This is a genomic window from Dyella kyungheensis (assembly GCF_016905005.1).
GTDB lineage: Bacteria > Pseudomonadota > Gammaproteobacteria > Xanthomonadales > Rhodanobacteraceae > Dyella > Dyella kyungheensis.
Genome location: NZ_JADIKC010000001.1, coordinates 86,477 through 104,113, shown reverse-complemented (window position 1 = coordinate 104,113; position 17,637 = coordinate 86,477). Strand labels below are relative to the sequence as shown.

Below are 17,637 nucleotides of genomic sequence, written 5' to 3'. Positions count from 1 at the left end.
CTTAAGACAAACTTACGCCAAAATTCAGTAGCTATTGGCATTTGTGTATCGCGTGTGAAGCTGCTTATATGTGCCCTGAACGGCCACGCAGGGGTGGCCCGGAGTCGACACATGCACATGCTTCTTGCACGTTCCGCCATCGAGCGCGGAATGCAGCTGGTAGCAGGGATGCTGAACCATCGGGACACGTCGGACGTCCCTCATAGCCACCATCAGGATCGCAGCGCTTTTCAGCTGGTGTCCTGGCAACCTGGCGCTCATTCTCGACGCGAGGACGAACTCGCCCGACGCCGCGAGCATCCGTTCGGTTAAAACTTCGCGATTTCCCGCGCGCATCAACCGCCCGCCGGCGATGCAAAGATGCGCGCGATCTCCTGTTCTTCAAGCGCTCGCCATTCCCCTGGCTGCAGACCTTCGAGCGTCAGAGCCCCCACCGAAATCCTCGACAGCGCTTCGACGTGGTTGCCCACCGCGGCGAACATGCGTCGTACCTGGTGGTAGCGACCCTCGGTGAGCGTCACTCGCGCACGGCGCGGTTCCAGCACTTCGAGCGTCACCGGTTCCAACGGATCGGTTTCCGATTCCAGCATCATGCTGCCGCTGGCGAACAGCACGCCTTCGTCGCCGCGCAAGTCGTTCGCCAACGTGGCTTCGTATACTTTCGCCACGCGCGCCTTGGGCGAAATGATCCGGTGCAGCAACGCGCCGTCGTCGGTGAACAACAACAGGCCCGAGGTATCGCGATCGAGTCGTCCCACCGTGGACAACGCCGGATCGCGCACGCGATAGCGCGGCGGCAGCAGGTCGTAGACCACCCGCCCGATGTCCTTGCGCGAACAGGTCGCGCCCAGTGGCTTGTACATCGCCAGCACCATGCCGGCGGGTGGATCGAGCGGCTCCTCGTCGATGCGGATGTGTTCGTGCGGCACCTTGTCGTCCGCGTACAGCACCTCGCCATCGGGGTCGGTGATGCGGCCTTCGCGAAACATCAACGTCACTTCCTTGCGGCTGCCATAGCCCAGGTTGGCGATCAGCTTGACCAGTTTCATGCGCGCACTCCGCGTGCTTCGATCACTTTGAATCCGTCCTGCGTTACCACCGTGCGTACCTCGTTGAAACGTGCGGCCAGCGTGGCCTCGTAGGGAAGATGCCGATTGGCCACCAGCCAGAGCCTGCCGTGTGGCAGCAGCGCGTCGGCGGCGACATCGATGAAGGCGCGCCCGAGTTCGGGAAGATCGGCGCGCCCCTGGTGAAATGGCGGATTGCTGACGATGGCGTCGTAGCGTCGCGGCAAGCCTTGCGTGACGTCGTGCCAGTGCAGCGCATACGTTGCGGCACGCGCATGTTCGCGCTGCGCGCGATCCAGGTTCTGTCGCGCCGGTTCCAGCGCGCGCGCCTCGGCTTCGAACAGATCGATCGACGATACCGCCGGGCAACGCGCCAGCAGCTGGGCCGACAAATAACCGTAGCCGGCGCCCAGGTCCGCCACGCTGCCGTGCAAATCCGTGGGCAAACAAGCCGCCAGCAAGGCCGAAGCGGTATCCACGCGATCCCAGGCGAACAGGCCGGGGCGACTCACATAGCCGGCCGGGCTGAGCCGCGGCGTATCCAGCGATGCCCAGCTTTCCAGCAGTTCGCGATCGAGCTGCGCGCCTAGCGGCTGGGTCCAGAACACGCGGCATTTGTGCTTGGAAAGATGGCTGAGCGGCCCAGCCAGACTAGCCAGATCGCCCTCGGCGGACTTGGCGCCTTCCGCATTGGGCACGGCCACCAGCACCACGCCGCCAGCCGAGGTCCGCTGCAAGGCGTGCGCAAACAGCGCGCGCGCCTCGTCGCGCTGACGCGGCGGCAATACCAGCACCATGGGGAACGGCTCGCTGGCACCGGGCGAGGCGACGGTGAGACCGCTGCGCTCCAGTGCCTCGGCGAACGGCTTGAAGCTTTGCTCGCACACCCACTGCTTTTGCGCCATCTCGCGCAGCCGGAAGCCGTCGCGGGCGCGCAGGAACAGCACGCGGCCATCGGCAGGCAGCGTCAGCTCGCCCGATGCAAAGGGCACGAAGATGGCCTCCAGCGCCGCGTCGTGGGCTGCGGGAGAGAAAGAGACAGGCATCGGCCGGTCGGTCCTGGAAGGGGCTGGCTATATTACCGCCTGGACCTGCGACTCATTCGAGCGAGAGCAGCGCCAGCTCGCTGACGAACTCCCGCGGCTGGCCGCTCAGCGGATCGACAAAAGCCAGCCTCCGCGCCAGCAATTGCAGCGGTCGCGCATGATCGTCGGGCTGCGGCTCGGGTAGCTCGGGATAGAACGGATCGTGCAGGATCGGCGCACCCAGCCCCGCCATGTGCACGCGCAACTGGTGCTTCTTGCCGGTGACCGGCTCCAGCGCATAGCGCCAGTGCGCGGCGTGGCGTTCCAGCACGTCGATGCGCGTCTCGCTGTTGGGCTCGCCCGCCACCTCCTGCATGCGGAAGAACGGCTCGCCCGCCGCGATGCGCGAACGCCTCACCTGCGGGAAGGAGAGATTCGGCAGCGGCGCCGCCCACGCCTCATAGCTCTTGCGGATGCGCCGCTGGGGGAACAAGGCCTGATACGCCGCACGACTGGCGGGATCGGCCGAAAACATCACCAGCCCGGCGGTGTGGCGGTCGATGCGATGCAAGGGCACCAGGTCGGCATTGCCCAGGGTCCGCGTCAGCCGCGCCAGCACGGTTTCCTCGACGAACCCGCCCGCGGGCGTCACCGGCAGAAAATGCGGCTTGTCCACCACCACCAGGTGCGCATCCACATGCAGCAGCGTCTCGCGGAACGGGATCGGCGGTTCCTGCGCCACTTCGCGGAAATAGCGCACGCACAAGCCCACCCGGTACGGCGTACCGGCAGCCAGCGGCTGCCCCGCCTCGTCGAGCACCCGGCCGCGCGCAAAGCGGTCTTCCCACATGCTCCTGTCGATACGGGGAAACAGCGCACACAGCCCGTCCAGCACCGTGGCCCATGATCCCTGGGGCAGGTGCACCGTGCTGGCGGCGGGAGGAACGGACATCGGGCGACTCTCCATCGATCAAGGGAGCTTAAACCTGCGCTGCTTACTTGGCGAAAGTCGGCCGCGAAGCACTGCCATCACTTACGACGTACACCATTCCAACCGGCAAGCCGTTGGATAAACTCACCCAACAACGGGTTCCGCACCCGGGGATGGCGCCACCACAGCGCGCCGACAATCAGACGAGGCAGCACATGGACAAGCCGGCAACCCGTGCTCGGCAAGCGCTTACTTCGAAAACCCGGCGCGCGTGGCGGCCTGCCGCGTGGCTGGCCGCACTGGCATGGATGGCGTTGCCATCGCTGCATGCGGCGACGATGGACCCGGCGGTGCTGCCGCAGGTGCAAGGCGCCACCTTCGAGGTGGTGATTCTCAAGCCGGTGAAGGATCCGTTGAGCTACGAGAAGCCGCTGCCGTTCGACCAGCTGCCCTACCAGCAGCGCACGGACAAGTACTACTCGGTCGGCACCGCGTTCGCCATCGGCGACAACCGCTACGTGACCGCCGGCCACGTGCTGTCGCTGGGCATCGACAGCCTGATGGGCGAGCCGGCCCTGCGCGACGCCGCGGGCCATGTCTATGCGATCGACAAAGTCACCCGCTACTCGCTGCATGAGGACTTCGTCGAGTTCACGCTGAAGGATCCGCCCAAGGTGACGCCGCTGGCGTTGAACACGCAGCCGGCCCTGAACGAAGTGGTTTACGCGGTGGGCAATGCGCTGGGCACGGGCATCGTGATCCGCGACGGCCTCTACACCTCGCAGACGCCGGAGGAACAGGACGGCCGCTGGAAGTGGCTGCGCTTCTCCGCCGCCGCCTCGCCCGGCAACAGCGGCGGACCGCTGCTGGACAAGGACGGCAAGGTCATCGGCATCGTGGTGATGAAGTCGCCGGACGAAAACCTCAATTACGCGCTGCCGATCGACCGGGTGCTCAACGCGCCCGCCAATCTGGCCAGCATCGACACGCGCGAGAGCTACCAGCTCGATGTGATCGAGGACAAGCACACCGGTCCGTTCAAGGCGCAGTTTCCGCTGCCCAAGAGCTTCGCCGAGTTCAGCGCGACCTACCAGAAGCTGCACAACGCCGACGTCGACCAGAAACTGCATGACCTGCTGGCCGAGAACGCGGCCACGATGTTTCCCAACGGCCAGGGCGCCAGCCGCCTGCTGCACGTCAATTCCGATCTCAACGCCTTCCCCACCCTGCTCCACCGCAACAGCAACGGCAATTGGGTGAGCGCCAAGGCCAACGAGAACAAGGCCGTGCTTCCGCACAACGGCTACATCGGCCGCGCGGCGGTGGGACAGCAGGTGATGTTCCACCTGCGCAAGCCGGACGACGTCACCAGCAAACAGCTGTACGGCGACTCCAAGCTGTTCATGGACCTGGTGCTGAAAGGCGCCCCGATGCAACGGCGCGTGGGCAGCGAAGCGATCAAGATCACCTCGCTGGGCGCACCGTCGCTGCAACGCAATTTCACCGACAACTATCAGCGCCGCTGGCAGATCCGCGAATGGCCGATGGCGTACGACAACGAGCTGGTGATCGCCTTCCTGCTGCCGGTGCCCGATGGCTACGCGGCGATGGTCCGCCTGACCAGCAACCGCTCCGAGCACGAGGACATCGCCGACATGCAGGCCTTGGCCAACTTCGTCGACGTGTCCTACAGCGGCACGCTGGCGCAGTGGAAGGAATTCCTGGCCAACACCGAGCTGCTGCCCAGCGTGCTGTCCGACATCGCCATCCGCTTCAACTACGGCGACGACTTCAAGTACCAGTCCAAGCGCCTCGGTTTCGCCTATACGCCGTCGCTGCAGAAGATCGATGCGGACAGCCAGCTGGTGCTCGGCATGTCCTACTTCGAGGATCACGGCAAGACCGTGTGGGACGTCTCCAAGGTGGAAGTGAAATCCAACCTCGACAATGCCGAGCATGTGATGGTCAATCGCCACGTGGCTCCGTCGGACGACCTGGACGACAGCTTCCGCAACCGCTGGGGCAAGATCGTGCATCGCAGCCATCCGGACGACGGCGTGCCGTACAGCGAAAACGACATGACCTACATCGGCACCGTCGGCGGCACCCAGGTCAGCGCGGAATCCAAACCGGAAGTGCTGTACACCGCCTTCTACGGCGTGGACGGCCCGCGACCGGAAGACGCCATGAAGGGCAAGCTCAATCTGTTGCTGGAGAAGCTGCAGGTCAACGAGCACTGATGACGATGGTGCGGGGCCGCCGTGCCCCGCACCTGTTCAAACACCGGTCGACAGCTCAACGCGGCTCGGTGATTTCCGTCTGCAGATCCACATCCACCTCGGCCGTGGCGGTATGCGGTACGCGGGGCTGCCGGGTCAGGCGTCCGTACCAACGCCAGGCGAACCAGCCGGTCAAGGTCAGCGCGCTGGCGCCCAGCGCCAGGTACACCATGTGGCCCGACAGCAGCGGCGACAGCACGCCCGCTACCACCGCGCACATCAGCAGGCTGCCAAACGCCTGCACCGACGAGGCGCCGCCGCGTCGCTGCGGAAAACGGTCCAGCAGCAACAGCGTGAGCGTGGGAAAAGCGATCTGCACGCCGATGCCGTGCAGCACCAGCGGCAGCATCGACCAGGGCAGCAGCGGCTCGCGGGTGACCAGCCCCATCAGCAGATGCGCGGCGCATGCCAGCAACATGAAGCCGTAGCCGAGGTTCACCGTATAGGCCGCGCTGCGGCGATGGGCGAGGCGCCCCGATATCCACGCACCGGTCATCAGGCCCGCCACCGTCGGCAGGAACAGCCACGGGAAACCCTGCGCGGACAGATGCAGCAGATCGCGAATGATGTGCGGCGCCGAGGAGATGTACAAAAACAGCCCGGCGAAGTTCACCGAGCAGGAAATCAGCAACGGCCAGAACGGTCGATCCTTGCCGAAATTCACATAGCCGCGCACCAGCGTGCCCGCGCGAAACGGCGTGCGTGCGGCGACCGGATGGGTTTCGTCGAGGAATACCATCAAGGCCAGCGCCAGCATCAGCGTGAAGCCCAGCAGCACCCAGAAGATGCCGTGCCAGCCGTTGAGGAACAACAGCTGCGCGCCCACGATCGGCGCGATCACCGGCGCGATGCTGAAGATCAGCATCACGCGCGACATCATCTGTTGTGCCGCGGGTCCCTCCAGGCTGTCGCGGACGATGGCGCGGCCCACCACCAGACCCGCACCGGCGCAGACGCCCTGCAAGGCGCGGCAACTGAGCAGCATCGGGTACGAGGTGGACAGCGCCGCGCCCGCGGAGGCCAGCGCATACACCAGCATGCCGGTGACGATCACCGGCTTGCGGCCGACGGCATCGGAAATGGCGCCGTGGAACAGGCTCATCACGGCATAGGTGATCAGGTAGGTGCTGATCATCTGCTGCAGCCCGGTGCTGTCCACCCCAAAGCGGTCGCCGATCAGCGGAAACGCCGGGAACACGGCGTCGATCGAGAACGGACCGATCATCGACACGCCCGCCAGCAGGAATGGCAGGCTGCGCCGGACGGGGCGCGATGTGGGGGTCATGGGCATGGCACAGCGGGCGAGGTGACGGAAGTATAGCGGTGCCTTCCGCGCGGCTGATCCATGACGTTCGAGGGATCATCGGCTAGGATGAACGGCACAGGGAGATGGCATGCCTCCCGCCGCGGCCACGCCGTGGCAAACCACCTTCGGGTTGATGATGCCTGCACCGCCGGACATTCCGGGGCGCAGGCGTGTGCCTGTGTCCGGGAAGTCCTTCCGATCGAAGTTCTTCTGCAAGAGGAGGCCACAACGTGGGCTTTACCGGATTTCTCGCCGTCGGCATAGGCGGCGTATTGGGTTGCTGGTTGCGCTGGACCCTGGGTGTGCTGTTCAACCCGCTGTTCCCCACCGTGCCGCTGGGCACGCTCGCCGCCAACCTGATCGGCGGCCTGTTGATGGGCGTGGTGCTGGGCGTCTTCGACCATTTCCAGACCCTGCCGCCCGAGCTTCGCCTGTTCGTCGCCACCGGCTTCCTGGGCGGGCTGACCACCTTTTCCACCTTCTCGGCCGAATCGACCACCCTGCTGCTGCGGCAGCAGTACCTCTGGTTCGGCGGACACGTGGCCCTGCACCTGCTCGGCTCGATCGCGCTGACCGTGGCCGGCATCGCTCTCACCCGCGCCGTGTTGCGCTAGGAGACCCCATGGAAACCACGCAGCAAGGCGTCCAGCTCAGTTTCTACACCCATGCCCGCGCACGCCACGACGGCAAACTGGTCTTCGAATGGTTGCTCGAGCACGCACGCAGCCAGGGCATCGGCGGCGGTTCGGCGTTTCGCGCCATCTGCGGCTTCGGCCGGCATGGTGTGCTGCGCGAAGAACAATTCTTCGAACTGGCCGACGATCTCGCGGTGAAGGTGGAATTCCTGCTTACCGACGCGCAGTCGCAGGCGCTGCTGCAAACCGTTCGCGAAAGCGGCGTCGACGCAGTCTTTGCAATTGCTCCCGCAAGCTTTGGGATACTAGGCAGGACGCCGACACCCCGTTGAGTCTACGGCGCCGTCCTGCCCTTCTCGTCACCATGGCATACGAGGACCGCATGAGTCAGGATTCATTGAAGTCACGTGCCGCCACACTGCTCGAGCACGCCGGCATTTTTCTCGATGGTTCGCGCCCCACCGACATGCGGGTGCACGACGAACGACTTTACGCACGCGTCTTCGCGCACGGCTCGCTGGGCCTGGGCGAAAGCTATATGGACGGCTGGTGGGACAGCGAGGATCTGCCCGGGCTGTTCACCCGCGTACTCGGCGCGCAGCTGGACAACGAACTGAAGACGCTCGATACGCTGCTTGCGCATCTGAAGGCGCGCTTCATCAACCTGCAGCGCGGCGACCACGCCTTCGATATCGGCCGCGTGCATTACGACCTGGGCAACGACCTGTTCCAGGCCATGCTCGGCAAGCGGCTGGTGTATTCGTGCGGCTACTGGGCACAGGCGAACAATCTCGACGACGCGCAGGAGGCCAAGCTCGACCTGATCTGTCGCAAGTTGCGCCTGAAGCCCGGCCAGCGCGTGCTGGACATCGGCTGCGGCTGGGGCGAAGCGCTGAAGTTCGCCGCCGAGCGCTACGGCGTGCAGGGCGTGGGCGTCACCGTGTCGAAGGAACAGGCAGCGTTTGCGCGCGAACTGTGCCAGGGCCTGCCGGTGGATATCCGCCTGCAGGACTATCGCGAACTCGACGAACCGTTCGACGCGATCTTCTCCATCGGCATGTTCGAGCATGTGGGCGCGCTCAACTACCGCACCTATTTCGAGGTGGTGCGCCGCTGCCTGCGCGACGACGGCCTGTTCGTGCTGCACAGCATCGGCAGCAACGGTTCGCCCAGCCGGCCCGATCCGTGGATCGAGAAATACATCTTCCCCAACTCGATGATTCCCGCCGCCAGCCAGGTGGCCGAGGCGTCGCAGAACCTGTTCGTGGTGGAGGACTGGCACAACTTCGGCGCCGACTACGACCTCACGCTGTCGGCATGGCGGGCCAACTTCGACGCCGCATGGCCGCAGCTGGCGGCAAACTACGACGACCGCTTCCGCCGCATGTGGCGCTTCTACCTCTCGGTATCGGCCGCGGTGTTCCGCAGCCGCCGCGACCAGCTCTGGCAGCTCACCCTGAGTCCCCACGGTGTGCCCGGCGGCTATCGCGTTCCCCGTTGAGAATGCTTGCAGCAAGCCACTTCGCGCACGATAGTGCAGCTATCAGCGGGCCGCATGACGGTGGCCCGCTACGACGCGTTGTCCGCCCCTGATCCGGAATTTGCCTTGAAACTGTTTCGACGCCTTGCGGCCGCCCTGGCCCTCAACCTGTTGCTCGTCGCGGTCGCGGTAGCCCAGCCCGGGTTGTGGGTCGCCAAGAACGAGCACGCGACGGTGTACCTGTTCGGCACCGTGCATCTGCTGCCTACGGATACGAACTGGCAATCGCACGCGCTGGACAAGGCGCTGGACGAGAGCCAGCGGCTGAGCATCGAGATCGTCGACGACGATTCGGCGGCCATGCAGGGTCTGGTGATGCAGTACGGCGTCGACCTGAGCCAGTCGCTGTCCAGCAAGCTCGACGAGAAGGACCGCGGCGAACTGGAGAAGGCGGCCGAAGTCGCGAAGCTGCCCGGCGGCATCGCCGCGCTGCAGCCCATGCGTCCCTGGCTGGCCGCGCTCACGCTCACCATGGCGCCGCTGATGCAGGCGGGACTGGACCCGAACCAGGGCGTCGACAAGCTGCTCAAGGCGCGCATGCAGCAGGCCGGCAAACCCATCGACGGGCTGGAAACCGCGGAAAAGCAGATCCGCATGCTGGCCGACCTGCCCGAGGCGATGCAGCTGGAATTCCTGCGCCAGTCCTTCAAGGAAGTGGCCGACGGCCCTTCCAAGCTGCGCGAACTGATCGACGCTTGGCGCACCGGCGACACCGCCGCCATCGCCCGGATCGAGGACGAGGACCTGCGCAAGGACAGCCCGCTGCTCTACCAGCGGCTGATCGTCGAGCGCAACGAAGCCTGGGCGAAGACCATCGCCGAGCGCATGCAGCAGCCGGGCGTGAGTTTCGTCGCCGTGGGCGCGGGCCACCTGGCGGGGCCGGACAGCTTGCAGGAGCAGTTGCGCAAGCTGGGGGTGAAGACTATCCGCATCGAGAACTGACAGCCCAACGCCCCCTTGTGGGAGCGCACCCTGTGCGCGACCGCGGAGCCACGCAGTTCCTCGGTGGACGGCTTTCGCGCCACGGCCGCAAGGCTTCACCGCTCCGCCGGCTGTCGCGCACAGGGTGCGCTCCCACAGGAGGCAAACTGACCCTGCCCCTCGCCCCCCAGCCCCCCTTTCTGGCACCATCGTCCGGTTAAGCGCGCCGCCTGCGCGCAGCCCATCTGACGCAAACCCATGAATTTGCAAGCCAATTTCGAACAGATCCCGCTCAAGGAATACGCCGAGCGGGCCTACCTCGACTACTCGATGTATGTGGTACTGGACCGCGCCCTGCCCTTCGTGGGCGATGGCCTGAAGCCGGTGCAGCGTCGCATCGTCTACGCCATGAGCGAGCTGGGCCTGGCGGCTTCGTCCAAGCCCAAGAAGTCCGCGCGCACCATCGGCGACGTGATCGGCAAGTTCCATCCGCACGGCGACACCTCGTGCTACGAGGCGATGGTGCTGATGGCCCAGCCGTTCTCGTACCGCTATCCGCTGGTCGACGGCCAGGGCAACTTCGGCTCGCCGGACGATCCGAAAAGCTTCGCCGCGATGCGCTACACCGAGTCGCGCCTGAGCCCGATCGCCGAAGCGCTGCTGGGCGAACTCGGCCAGGGCACGGTGGACTGGGTGCCGAACTTCGACGGCACGCTGGAAGAACCCAGTTGGCTGCCCTCGCGCGTGCCGCACGTGCTGCTCAACGGTTCGATGGGCATCGCCGTGGGCATGGCCACCGACATTCCGCCGCACAACCTGCGCGAAGTGGTGAGCGCGTGCATCCGCCTGCTGGATGATCCGGACGCCACCGTCGCCGACCTGTGCGAACACATCCAGGGTCCGGACTACCCGACCGAAGCGGAAATCATCACGCCGCGCAACGAACTGCTGGCGATGTACCAGAACGGCACCGGTTCGGTGCGTGCCCGCGCCGTGTACCACATGGACGAGGGCAACATCGTCATCACCGCGCTGCCGCACCAGGTGAGCCCGTCCAAGATCCTCGAGCAGATCGCCGCGCAGATGCGCGCGAAGAAACTGCCGATGGTGGAAGACCTGCGCGACGAATCCGATCACGAGAATCCGATCCGCCTGGTGGTGGTGCCGCGTTCGAACCGCATCGACGCCGCCGAGGTGATGCAGCACCTGTTCGCCACCACGGACATGGAAAAGAGCTTCCGCATCAACCTCAACATGATCGGTCTGGACGGCCGTCCGCAGGTGAAGGATCTCAAGCGGATCCTCAGCGAGTGGCTGCACTTCCGCACCGATACGGTGACGCGCCGCCTCAACCATCGCCTGGCCAAGGTCGAGCGCCGCCTGCACCTGTTGGAAGGTTTGCGCATCGCCTACCTCAACCTGGACGAGGTGATCCGCATCGTCCGCACCGAGGACGAACCCAAGCCCGTGCTGATGGCGCGCTTCGGCCTCAGCGAAGAGCAGACCGACTACATCCTCGAGACCAAGCTGCGCCAGCTGGCGCGCCTCGAGGAAATGAAGATCAATGCCGAGCGCGACCAGCTCGAAGAAGAACGCGCACGCATCAACGTGCTGCTGAAATCGCCGGCCAAGCTCAAGGGCCTGATCAAGGAAGAACTGCGCGCCGACGCGGCCAAGTTCGGCGACGAGCGCCGCTCGCCGCTGGTGCAGCGCAATGCCGCGCAGGCGCTGGACGAAAGCGCGCTGGTCGCCAGCGAACCGGTCACCGTGGTGCTGAGCGCCAAGGGCTGGATCCGCGCCGCCAAGGGCCACGACATCGATGCCGACGGCCTCAACTATCGCGAAGGCGACAGCCTGCTCGCCGCGGTGAAGGCACGCACCACCCAGCAGGTCGCGGTGATCGACTCCACCGGCCGCAGCTATTCCATGGCGGCGCATACGCTGCCCTCGGCACGCGGCAACGGCGAGCCCGTCACCGGCCGCTTCAGCCCACCGTCGGGCGCCAGCTTCGACGCGCTCGCCGCCGGCGACAACGACACCCGGCTGATCCTCGCCACCGACCACGGCTACGGCTTCGTGACGCGCTTCGAGGCGCTCACCGGCCGCAACAAGGCGGGCAAGCAGATCATCACCCTGGGCGATGGCGCCAAGGTGCTGGCGCCGCAGGTCAGCGCCGATCCGGCACGCGACCGCATCGTGGTGGTCACCACCGAAGGCCACCTGCTGATGTTCTCGGTGGCCGAGCTGCCGGAGCTGGACAAGGGCAAGGGCAACAAGCTGATCGACGTGCCCAAGGCCAAGCTGAGTGCGGGCGTGAAGGTCGTCGGTGTGGCGGTGGTCGCCGAAGGCAAGGGTGAGGTGACGCTCTATGCCGGCCAGCGCAAGCTCACGCTGAAGTGGTCGAACCTGGTCGAGTACGGCGGCAACCGCGCCACCCGCGGCGGCCTGCTGCCGCAGGGCTTGCGCCGGGTGGAGCGGATCGAGACCACGGGCTGATCCAGCCTTTCCATTCCCTGCTTACCCTGTGGGAGCGCACCCTGTGCGCGACGGGCCGGAGGCAAGGCCCGTCGCGCACAGGGTGCGCTCCCACAGTTTTGGGGTCAGCCCTAGACCTTCTTTCATGTTGACGGACGCCCCGCCCGGGCCTTATCCAGTGTGCTCCCGCCGCAGCACAAGGATGGTCCATGCGCACGTCAAGACTGTCGGCGCTTATCGCCGGCCTGTTGTTCGCAGTAACGGCTCACGCCGCGGATACCGACCAATGGCAACTGCCGGTGGCCGTGAAGAAACTGGACAACGGCCTCACCGTGGTCGTTTCCGAAGACCATAGTTCGCCCACCGTCGGCATCAGCACGGTTTACCACGTAGGCATGCGGCTGGAGCCGCAAGGGCGCACGGGCTTTGCCCACCTGTTCGAGCATCTGATGTTCGAAGGCACGCCCAATGCACCCAAGGGCACGTTCGATCGCGTAATCCAGGGCGGTGGTGGCGTCAACAATGGCTCCACCCGCGCCGACTACACCAACTACGTCGAATCGGCGCCCATTTCGGCGCTCGAGCCGTTGCTGTGGCTCGAAGCCGATCGCATGAAGACGCTCGATTTCAGCGAAAAGAATCTCGACAACCAGCGCGATGTGGTGAAGGAAGAGATTCGCGTCAACGTAAAGAACCAGCCCTATGCCGCGTTCTACTGGCTCGACCTCAACGCGCTGGCCTTCGACAAATGGCCGAACAAGCACGACGGCTACGGTTCGTTCGAAGACCTGGACCACGCCAGCATCGCCGACGTGAAAGCGTTCCACGACACCTTCTATCAGCCCGCCAACGCGGTGATCGGCATCTCCGGCGACGTCACGCCCGAACAGGCCTTTGCGCTGGCGCAGAAATACTTCGGCTCGATTCCTTCGCGCGCGTTGCCGCCGCGTGCGGACATTGCCGAACCGCTGAACACCAAAGCTCGCCACCTCGAGCAGACCGATACGATGGCCAAAGCGCCGGCGATTGCGGTGGGCTGGAAGGCGCCCGAGCGCGGCAGCAAGGACCAGATGCCGATGCTGGTGCTGGCGCAACTGCTGGTGGGTGACGACGCGTCTCGCTTCTACCAGGGCCTGGTGAAGGGTCGCGAACAGCTGCTGCAGATCCAGGGCGGCTTGAATTTCGCGCTCGGCAGCGGCACCGACTATGCCGGTCCCACCTTGTTCGGCCTGTTTGCGATCTACAAGCCCAATGCGCAGCCGGATCAGGTGCTGGCGGCGCTCGACGAGGAGATCGCCAAGGTCGCCCACGACGGTGTCGACGACGCCACGCTGGCGCGCGTGAAAACCAAGATGCTGTCGGACTGGTACGGCGGCATGGAGGATTTCCTCTCGCGCGCCGACACGCTCGCCAAACTGCAGACGCTGTGGGGCGATGCCAAGGTGGTGAATCAAGTGCCCGGCTGGATCAACCAGGTGACGTCCGACGACGTACGCCGCGTGGCGCAGACCTATCTCACCGATGCCAATCGCAGCGTGATCATCCGCCGCCCGGTGGCGGCCCATGCCAAGGACGCCGGCGCCAAGCCGGCCAAGCACTGAGGAGAGCCAAGGTCATGATCACGACGACTCTGAAAGCATCCCTACTCGCTGCCGCCCTTGGCATCGCCCTGACCGCCCAAGCGGTCGAAGCCCCCATGCCCAAGGAACTACCGCCGTACGGTCCCGAACGACCGCTGCCGGTGCCGCAGATCACGCAGCGCACGCTGTCCAACGGCCTCACCGTGTGGGTGATTCCACGCCACGGCCTGCCCAAGGTTAACGTGCAGCTGGCCGTGCTGGGTGGCACCTCCTACGACGACGCGCAGCATCCCGCCCAGGCCGAACTGATGGCCGCGTTGTTCAACGAAGGCACCGACAAGCTCGACTCCAAACAGATCGCCGAAAAGCTGCAAGCGATCGGTGGCGACTATGGCGCCAACGCTGGACGCGATTCCATCGGCGTCAGCGCCAGCGCGCTGTCCAGCCATGCGGACGAACTGCTCGAACTGGTCGCCGACACGGCGCTGCATCCGAGCTTCCCGGCCAAGGAAGTCACGCTGGAAAAGACCAACGCACTGCAGTCGCTGAAGGTGAACGAGGCCGACCCCGACTGGCAATCGATGCGCGCGTTCAACCATGCGGTGTACGGCGATCATCCGTATGCGCGCGACGAACTCACCGAGGCAAGCATCCAGGCGGTCACGCCCGCGTCGCTGCACGCGTTGCACGATCAACGCATGCGACCGGAGCGCGCGCTGCTGGTGATCGTCGGCAAGGTCGATGCCGACCAGGTGCTCAAGACGGTCGAGCAGCAGTTCGGCAGCTGGACGGCACAAGGACCCGCGCCCGCCAATGTGGCCCAGGTACCTACCGGTGCGCCTGCGCAAAAGTTGCTGGTGGCACGCGCCGGCGCGGTGCAGACCAATATCCGCTTCGGCCAGCCCACGGCGCCCATGCGTGACCCGGACTTCATCCCGCTCACCGTGGCCAACACGGTGCTCGGCGGTGGCTTCAGCAGCCGCATCACGCAGGACATCCGCGAGGACAAGGGCTATTCGTACAGCCCCTACTCCACCCTGGACGTGCGCCGCAACGGCGGCAACACGCTGGCCGTGGTGGATGTGCGCAACGAGGTCACCGGCGCCACGCTGAGTGAACTGTCCAGGCTCTACCAAGGCATGGGCACCGAGCCGGCCAGTCCCGAAGAACTGCTGCGCGCCAAGCGCCTGATCGCGGGCATCTACCTGTTGCGCAACCAGATCCAGTCGGCCCTGGCCAACACGCTGGCACGCTACTGGGTGAGCGGCATGCCGCCCTCATTCATGACCACGTATGTCACCGACACCGGCAAGGTCACCGCCGAGCAGGTACAGGCGATGGGGCGGAAGTACTTTGCGCCGGAGAAACAGAGCATCATCCTGGTTGGCGACCCCATGGCGATCGATCCGCAGTTGAAGCCGATCGGCCGCTTTACGCCGTACCAGCCTTGAGCAACCCCGCATGGCGGCGGGAACTCCCGTCGCCATGCGTCGTCCAAGGGAGACGTGTCCACACCGGCGACGGTGGCGCGTTATAGGCCTCACGTCCCCGGAGCGCTTTTCCATGAAGATCTTCCGCTTCACTGTTTTCGCCGCTGCCAGCCTGCTGGCGGCCACGGCCTGGGCCCAGAACGCCGACCAGCCGTTGAACCTGAAGCTCCCGGCCAACCTTCCTGCCGCCAGCACCAGCGCGGCGCCGCCGGCCGCACCGGCGACGACCGTGGCCAACAGCAGCGGACGCCAGGCACCCGCCGCCAACACCCAGGCCAATGCCCAGGCCGGCGGCCAGACCGCCAGCTACACCAAGGATCCGCCGGGCACCTACTACGGCGACACCAGCGGTGCGCTGGGCGACACCCAGGCGGCGGTCAGCGCCGAGCCTACTGTCACCTGCGACGACGCGACCTACAACCAGCCGCAGGTCCACGGCTCGGTCACCACCGGCGTGGTGGCGGGCAACCACGTCAGCGGCAGCTATACCGGCGGCGGCGTCACCCTCAGCCAGGCCTTCGGCAGCTGCGAGCACCCGACGGGCGGCATGAGCATCTCGATCGGCGGCACCCAGGGCCATTTCGGCCGCTGAACGCTCCCCGCGGGACCAGGGGTCGAAAGTTCTTGGAAAGGGTCGGTCGTCAGACTGACCCCATGATTTACTGTCATCTTTCCGCGCGGCACCTGCCCCGGACTTCCCCGATAGCCTGTAGCTCCGGAGCTCCCAAGTGATTCAAGACGTCGAGTTCCGCTACGAGGGCGGTCGCAGCGGTGTGCTGCTTATCCACGGCCTGACCGGCACCCCGACCGAGATGCGCCTGCTCGGCAAGGGCCTCAATCGCGCGGGCTACACGGTGCACGGCATGCAGCTGGCGGGCCATTGCGGCGACGTCGACGACCTGCTGAAGACCGGCTGGCGCGACTGGTACGCCAGCGTGGAGGCCGCCGCCGACAAGATGCGCCACGAGGTCGACCACCTGTTCGTGGCCGGCCTGTCGATGGGCGCCGTGCTGGCGCTCAAGCTCGCCGCCGAGCGCCCGGCATGGGTGAAGGGCGTGGGCGTGTACGGGGCTACGTTCCGCTACGACGGCTGGGCGATTCCGTTCATCGGCAAGTTCTCCTTCATGCTGCCGCTGCTGCACAAGTTTGGCATCGGCAAGCACCGCATGGTGCACGAGGGCGAGCCGTACGGCATTCGCGACGAGCGCCTGCGCGCGCAGATCAGCGGCGCCATGCTGAGCGGCGACAGCGCCGCGGCGGGCCTGCCCGGCAATCCGTGGCCGTCGCTGGCGGAGATGTACAACATGGCCGCCGTGGTGAAGCGCGAGCTGCCCAAGGTGACGGCGCCCTGCCTGATCGCGCACGCCACCGAAGACGACATCGCCAGCATCGAGAACGCCTACCTGGTGCAGCGTGGCGTGTCCGGTCCGGTGGAAACGCTGTGGCTGAAGGACAGCTACCATATGATCACGGTGGATCGGGAACGTCGCCTGCTGACCGACCGCTCGGCGGAGTTCTTCCGCCAGATCGCCGCCACCTACGAACCCGTCGCGCGCGCTGCGGCCTGAGGACTCCCGATGAGTCCCCTGGTTGTCGCGTTGTGGCTGCTCAACGTCACGCTCGATACCGTCGGCCAGTTGTCCTTCAAGGCAGCGGCCGGCGATCCTCGTGCGGGTGACGGCGTCGCGCGCTGGAAGTACATGGCGGCGCGTCCGTGGATCTGGATCGGCGTGCTCTCCTACGTCGCCGAATTCCTGGTCTGGATCGCGTTCCTCTCGCTGGTCGATCTTTCCGAAGGCGTGCTGCTGGGTTCGATCAACATCGTGGTGGTGATGATCGCCGGGCGCCTGTTGTTCAAGGAAAAACTGACGCCGCTGCGAGTGACGGGCATGCTGCTGGTGACCGCGGGCGTGGCCATCGTCGGCATGGCAGGAGGTTGAGGGATGTCGATGAAGCTAGCCCGTTTCTACGCCATCGGCTTCACCATCCTGGTGTTGTTCGACACGCTGGTGCAGCTGAGTTTCAAGTACGCCGGCGATCACGCCTTCCCGCCCGAGGCGAACTGGGCGTGGATCGTGCGCGTGTTTGGCCATCCGTGGATCTATGTCGCGGTGATCGGCTACGTCGGCAACTTCTTCACCTGGATGACGCTGCTCAAGCACGCGCCGATCGGCCCCGCGTTCGCGGTCACGCATCTTGAAGTGGTGAGCGTGATGCTGTTCTCCGTGTGGCTGTTCCACGAGCCGCTGACGGCATCGCGCATCATTGGCGCCGTCGCCATCGTGGCCGGCATCATCTGCCTGGCGTTCGCGGAAAGCGGCGCCCATCCGGAAGGCGACCCGCCCACCGAAGCGAAGGGTGCGCTGGGCGTCGTCGCGGGAGACTGAC

At 65.7% G+C, this 17,637-nt stretch carries 16 protein-coding genes and 1 riboswitch; of the genes, 12 read left to right on the top strand and 4 right to left on the bottom strand.

All coding sequences use genetic code 11. The annotated features are described in order from the left end of the window. Window positions 1-335 precede the first annotated feature (335 nt). The 3 genes from ISP20_RS00535 to ISP20_RS00525 are packed head-to-tail and all read right to left on the bottom strand — an operon-like array spanning window position 336 to window position 3,044. The gene (locus tag ISP20_RS00535; protein ID WP_204634119.1) at window positions 336-1,049 is read right to left on the bottom strand and encodes a pseudouridine synthase; all 714 of its coding nucleotides are present in this window, start codon (window positions 1,047-1,049) and stop codon (window positions 336-338) included. Beyond that, window positions 1,046-2,113: a class I SAM-dependent methyltransferase gene (locus ISP20_RS00530; protein ID WP_204634118.1), complete on the bottom strand. Its 1,068-nt coding sequence runs from the start codon at window positions 2,111-2,113 to the stop codon at window positions 1,046-1,048. Before ISP20_RS00530 ends, ISP20_RS00535 begins: the two co-directional genes overlap by 4 nt. Window positions 2,114-2,165: 52 nt before the next feature. Next, window positions 2,166-3,044 carry a pseudouridine synthase gene (locus ISP20_RS00525; protein ID WP_239535133.1) on the bottom strand — a complete coding sequence of 293 codons (879 nt, stop codon included), beginning with the start codon at window positions 3,042-3,044 and terminating at the stop codon, window positions 2,166-2,168. Between the two features lie 194 nt (window positions 3,045-3,238). Here ISP20_RS00525 and ISP20_RS21685 point away from each other — a divergent pair, with 194 nt between their 5' ends. Further along, a complete protein-coding gene (locus ISP20_RS21685) occupies window positions 3,239-5,263 on the top strand; it encodes a S1 family peptidase (RefSeq protein WP_204634116.1) in 2,025 nt (674 codons plus the stop codon). A 55-nt stretch (window positions 5,264-5,318) separates the two neighbouring features. Here the strand turns inward: ISP20_RS21685 and ISP20_RS00515 are convergent, their stop codons facing one another. Then, entirely contained in the window at window positions 5,319-6,587 is a 1,269-nt protein-coding gene (locus tag ISP20_RS00515) for a multidrug effflux MFS transporter (protein ID WP_204634115.1), read from the bottom strand. A 91-nt stretch (window positions 6,588-6,678) separates the two neighbouring features. Continuing rightward, a riboswitch (Fluoride riboswitch) is annotated at window positions 6,679-6,758 on the top strand. Between the two features lie 80 nt (window positions 6,759-6,838). Between ISP20_RS00515 and crcB the strand changes: the two genes are divergently transcribed. The 11 genes from crcB (at window position 6,839) to ISP20_RS00460 (ending at window position 17,636) form a co-directional block, all read left to right on the top strand. Further along, complete coding sequence (gene crcB / locus ISP20_RS00510; protein WP_204634114.1) at window positions 6,839-7,222, top strand: fluoride efflux transporter CrcB; 384 nt, start codon at window positions 6,839-6,841, stop codon at window positions 7,220-7,222. A gap of 8 nt (window positions 7,223-7,230) precedes the next feature. Beyond that, the gene (locus ISP20_RS00505; RefSeq protein ID WP_204634113.1) at window positions 7,231-7,575 is read left to right on the top strand and encodes a DUF190 domain-containing protein; all 345 of its coding nucleotides are present in this window, start codon (window positions 7,231-7,233) and stop codon (window positions 7,573-7,575) included. A gap of 50 nt (window positions 7,576-7,625) precedes the next feature. Further along, entirely contained in the window at window positions 7,626-8,744 is a 1,119-nt protein-coding gene (cfa, locus tag ISP20_RS00500; RefSeq protein WP_204634112.1) for a cyclopropane fatty acyl phospholipid synthase, read from the top strand. A gap of 105 nt (window positions 8,745-8,849) precedes the next feature. Then, window positions 8,850-9,725 (top strand): TraB/GumN family protein, encoded by an 876-nt coding sequence (locus tag ISP20_RS00495; RefSeq protein WP_204634111.1) that lies wholly within the window; start codon window positions 8,850-8,852, stop codon window positions 9,723-9,725. Window positions 9,726-9,962: 237 nt separating this feature from the next. After that, window positions 9,963-12,200, top strand: coding sequence for a DNA topoisomerase IV subunit A (gene parC / locus ISP20_RS00490; RefSeq protein WP_204634110.1), 2,238 nt, complete (start codon window positions 9,963-9,965; stop codon window positions 12,198-12,200). A 188-nt stretch (window positions 12,201-12,388) separates the two neighbouring features. Further along, a complete protein-coding gene (locus tag ISP20_RS00485; protein ID WP_204634109.1) occupies window positions 12,389-13,780 on the top strand; it encodes a M16 family metallopeptidase in 1,392 nt (463 codons plus the stop codon). Window positions 13,781-13,794: 14 nt separating this feature from the next. Beyond that, complete coding sequence (locus ISP20_RS00480; RefSeq protein ID WP_204634108.1) at window positions 13,795-15,210, top strand: M16 family metallopeptidase; 1,416 nt, start codon at window positions 13,795-13,797, stop codon at window positions 15,208-15,210. Between the two features lie 112 nt (window positions 15,211-15,322). Further along, on the top strand, window positions 15,323-15,841 hold the full coding sequence (locus ISP20_RS00475) for a hypothetical protein (protein WP_204634107.1): 519 nt from the start codon (window positions 15,323-15,325) through the stop codon (window positions 15,839-15,841). 136 nt (window positions 15,842-15,977) lie between these two features. Continuing rightward, a complete protein-coding gene (locus ISP20_RS00470) occupies window positions 15,978-16,817 on the top strand; it encodes an alpha/beta fold hydrolase (protein ID WP_204634106.1) in 840 nt (279 codons plus the stop codon). A gap of 9 nt (window positions 16,818-16,826) precedes the next feature. After that, window positions 16,827-17,189 carry an EamA family transporter gene (locus ISP20_RS00465; protein WP_204634105.1) on the top strand — a complete coding sequence of 121 codons (363 nt, stop codon included), beginning with the start codon at window positions 16,827-16,829 and terminating at the stop codon, window positions 17,187-17,189. A 3-nt stretch (window positions 17,190-17,192) separates the two neighbouring features. Continuing rightward, window positions 17,193-17,636: a DMT family transporter gene (locus tag ISP20_RS00460; RefSeq protein ID WP_204634104.1), complete on the top strand. Its 444-nt coding sequence runs from the start codon at window positions 17,193-17,195 to the stop codon at window positions 17,634-17,636. Window position 17,637: the final 1 nt, after the last annotated feature.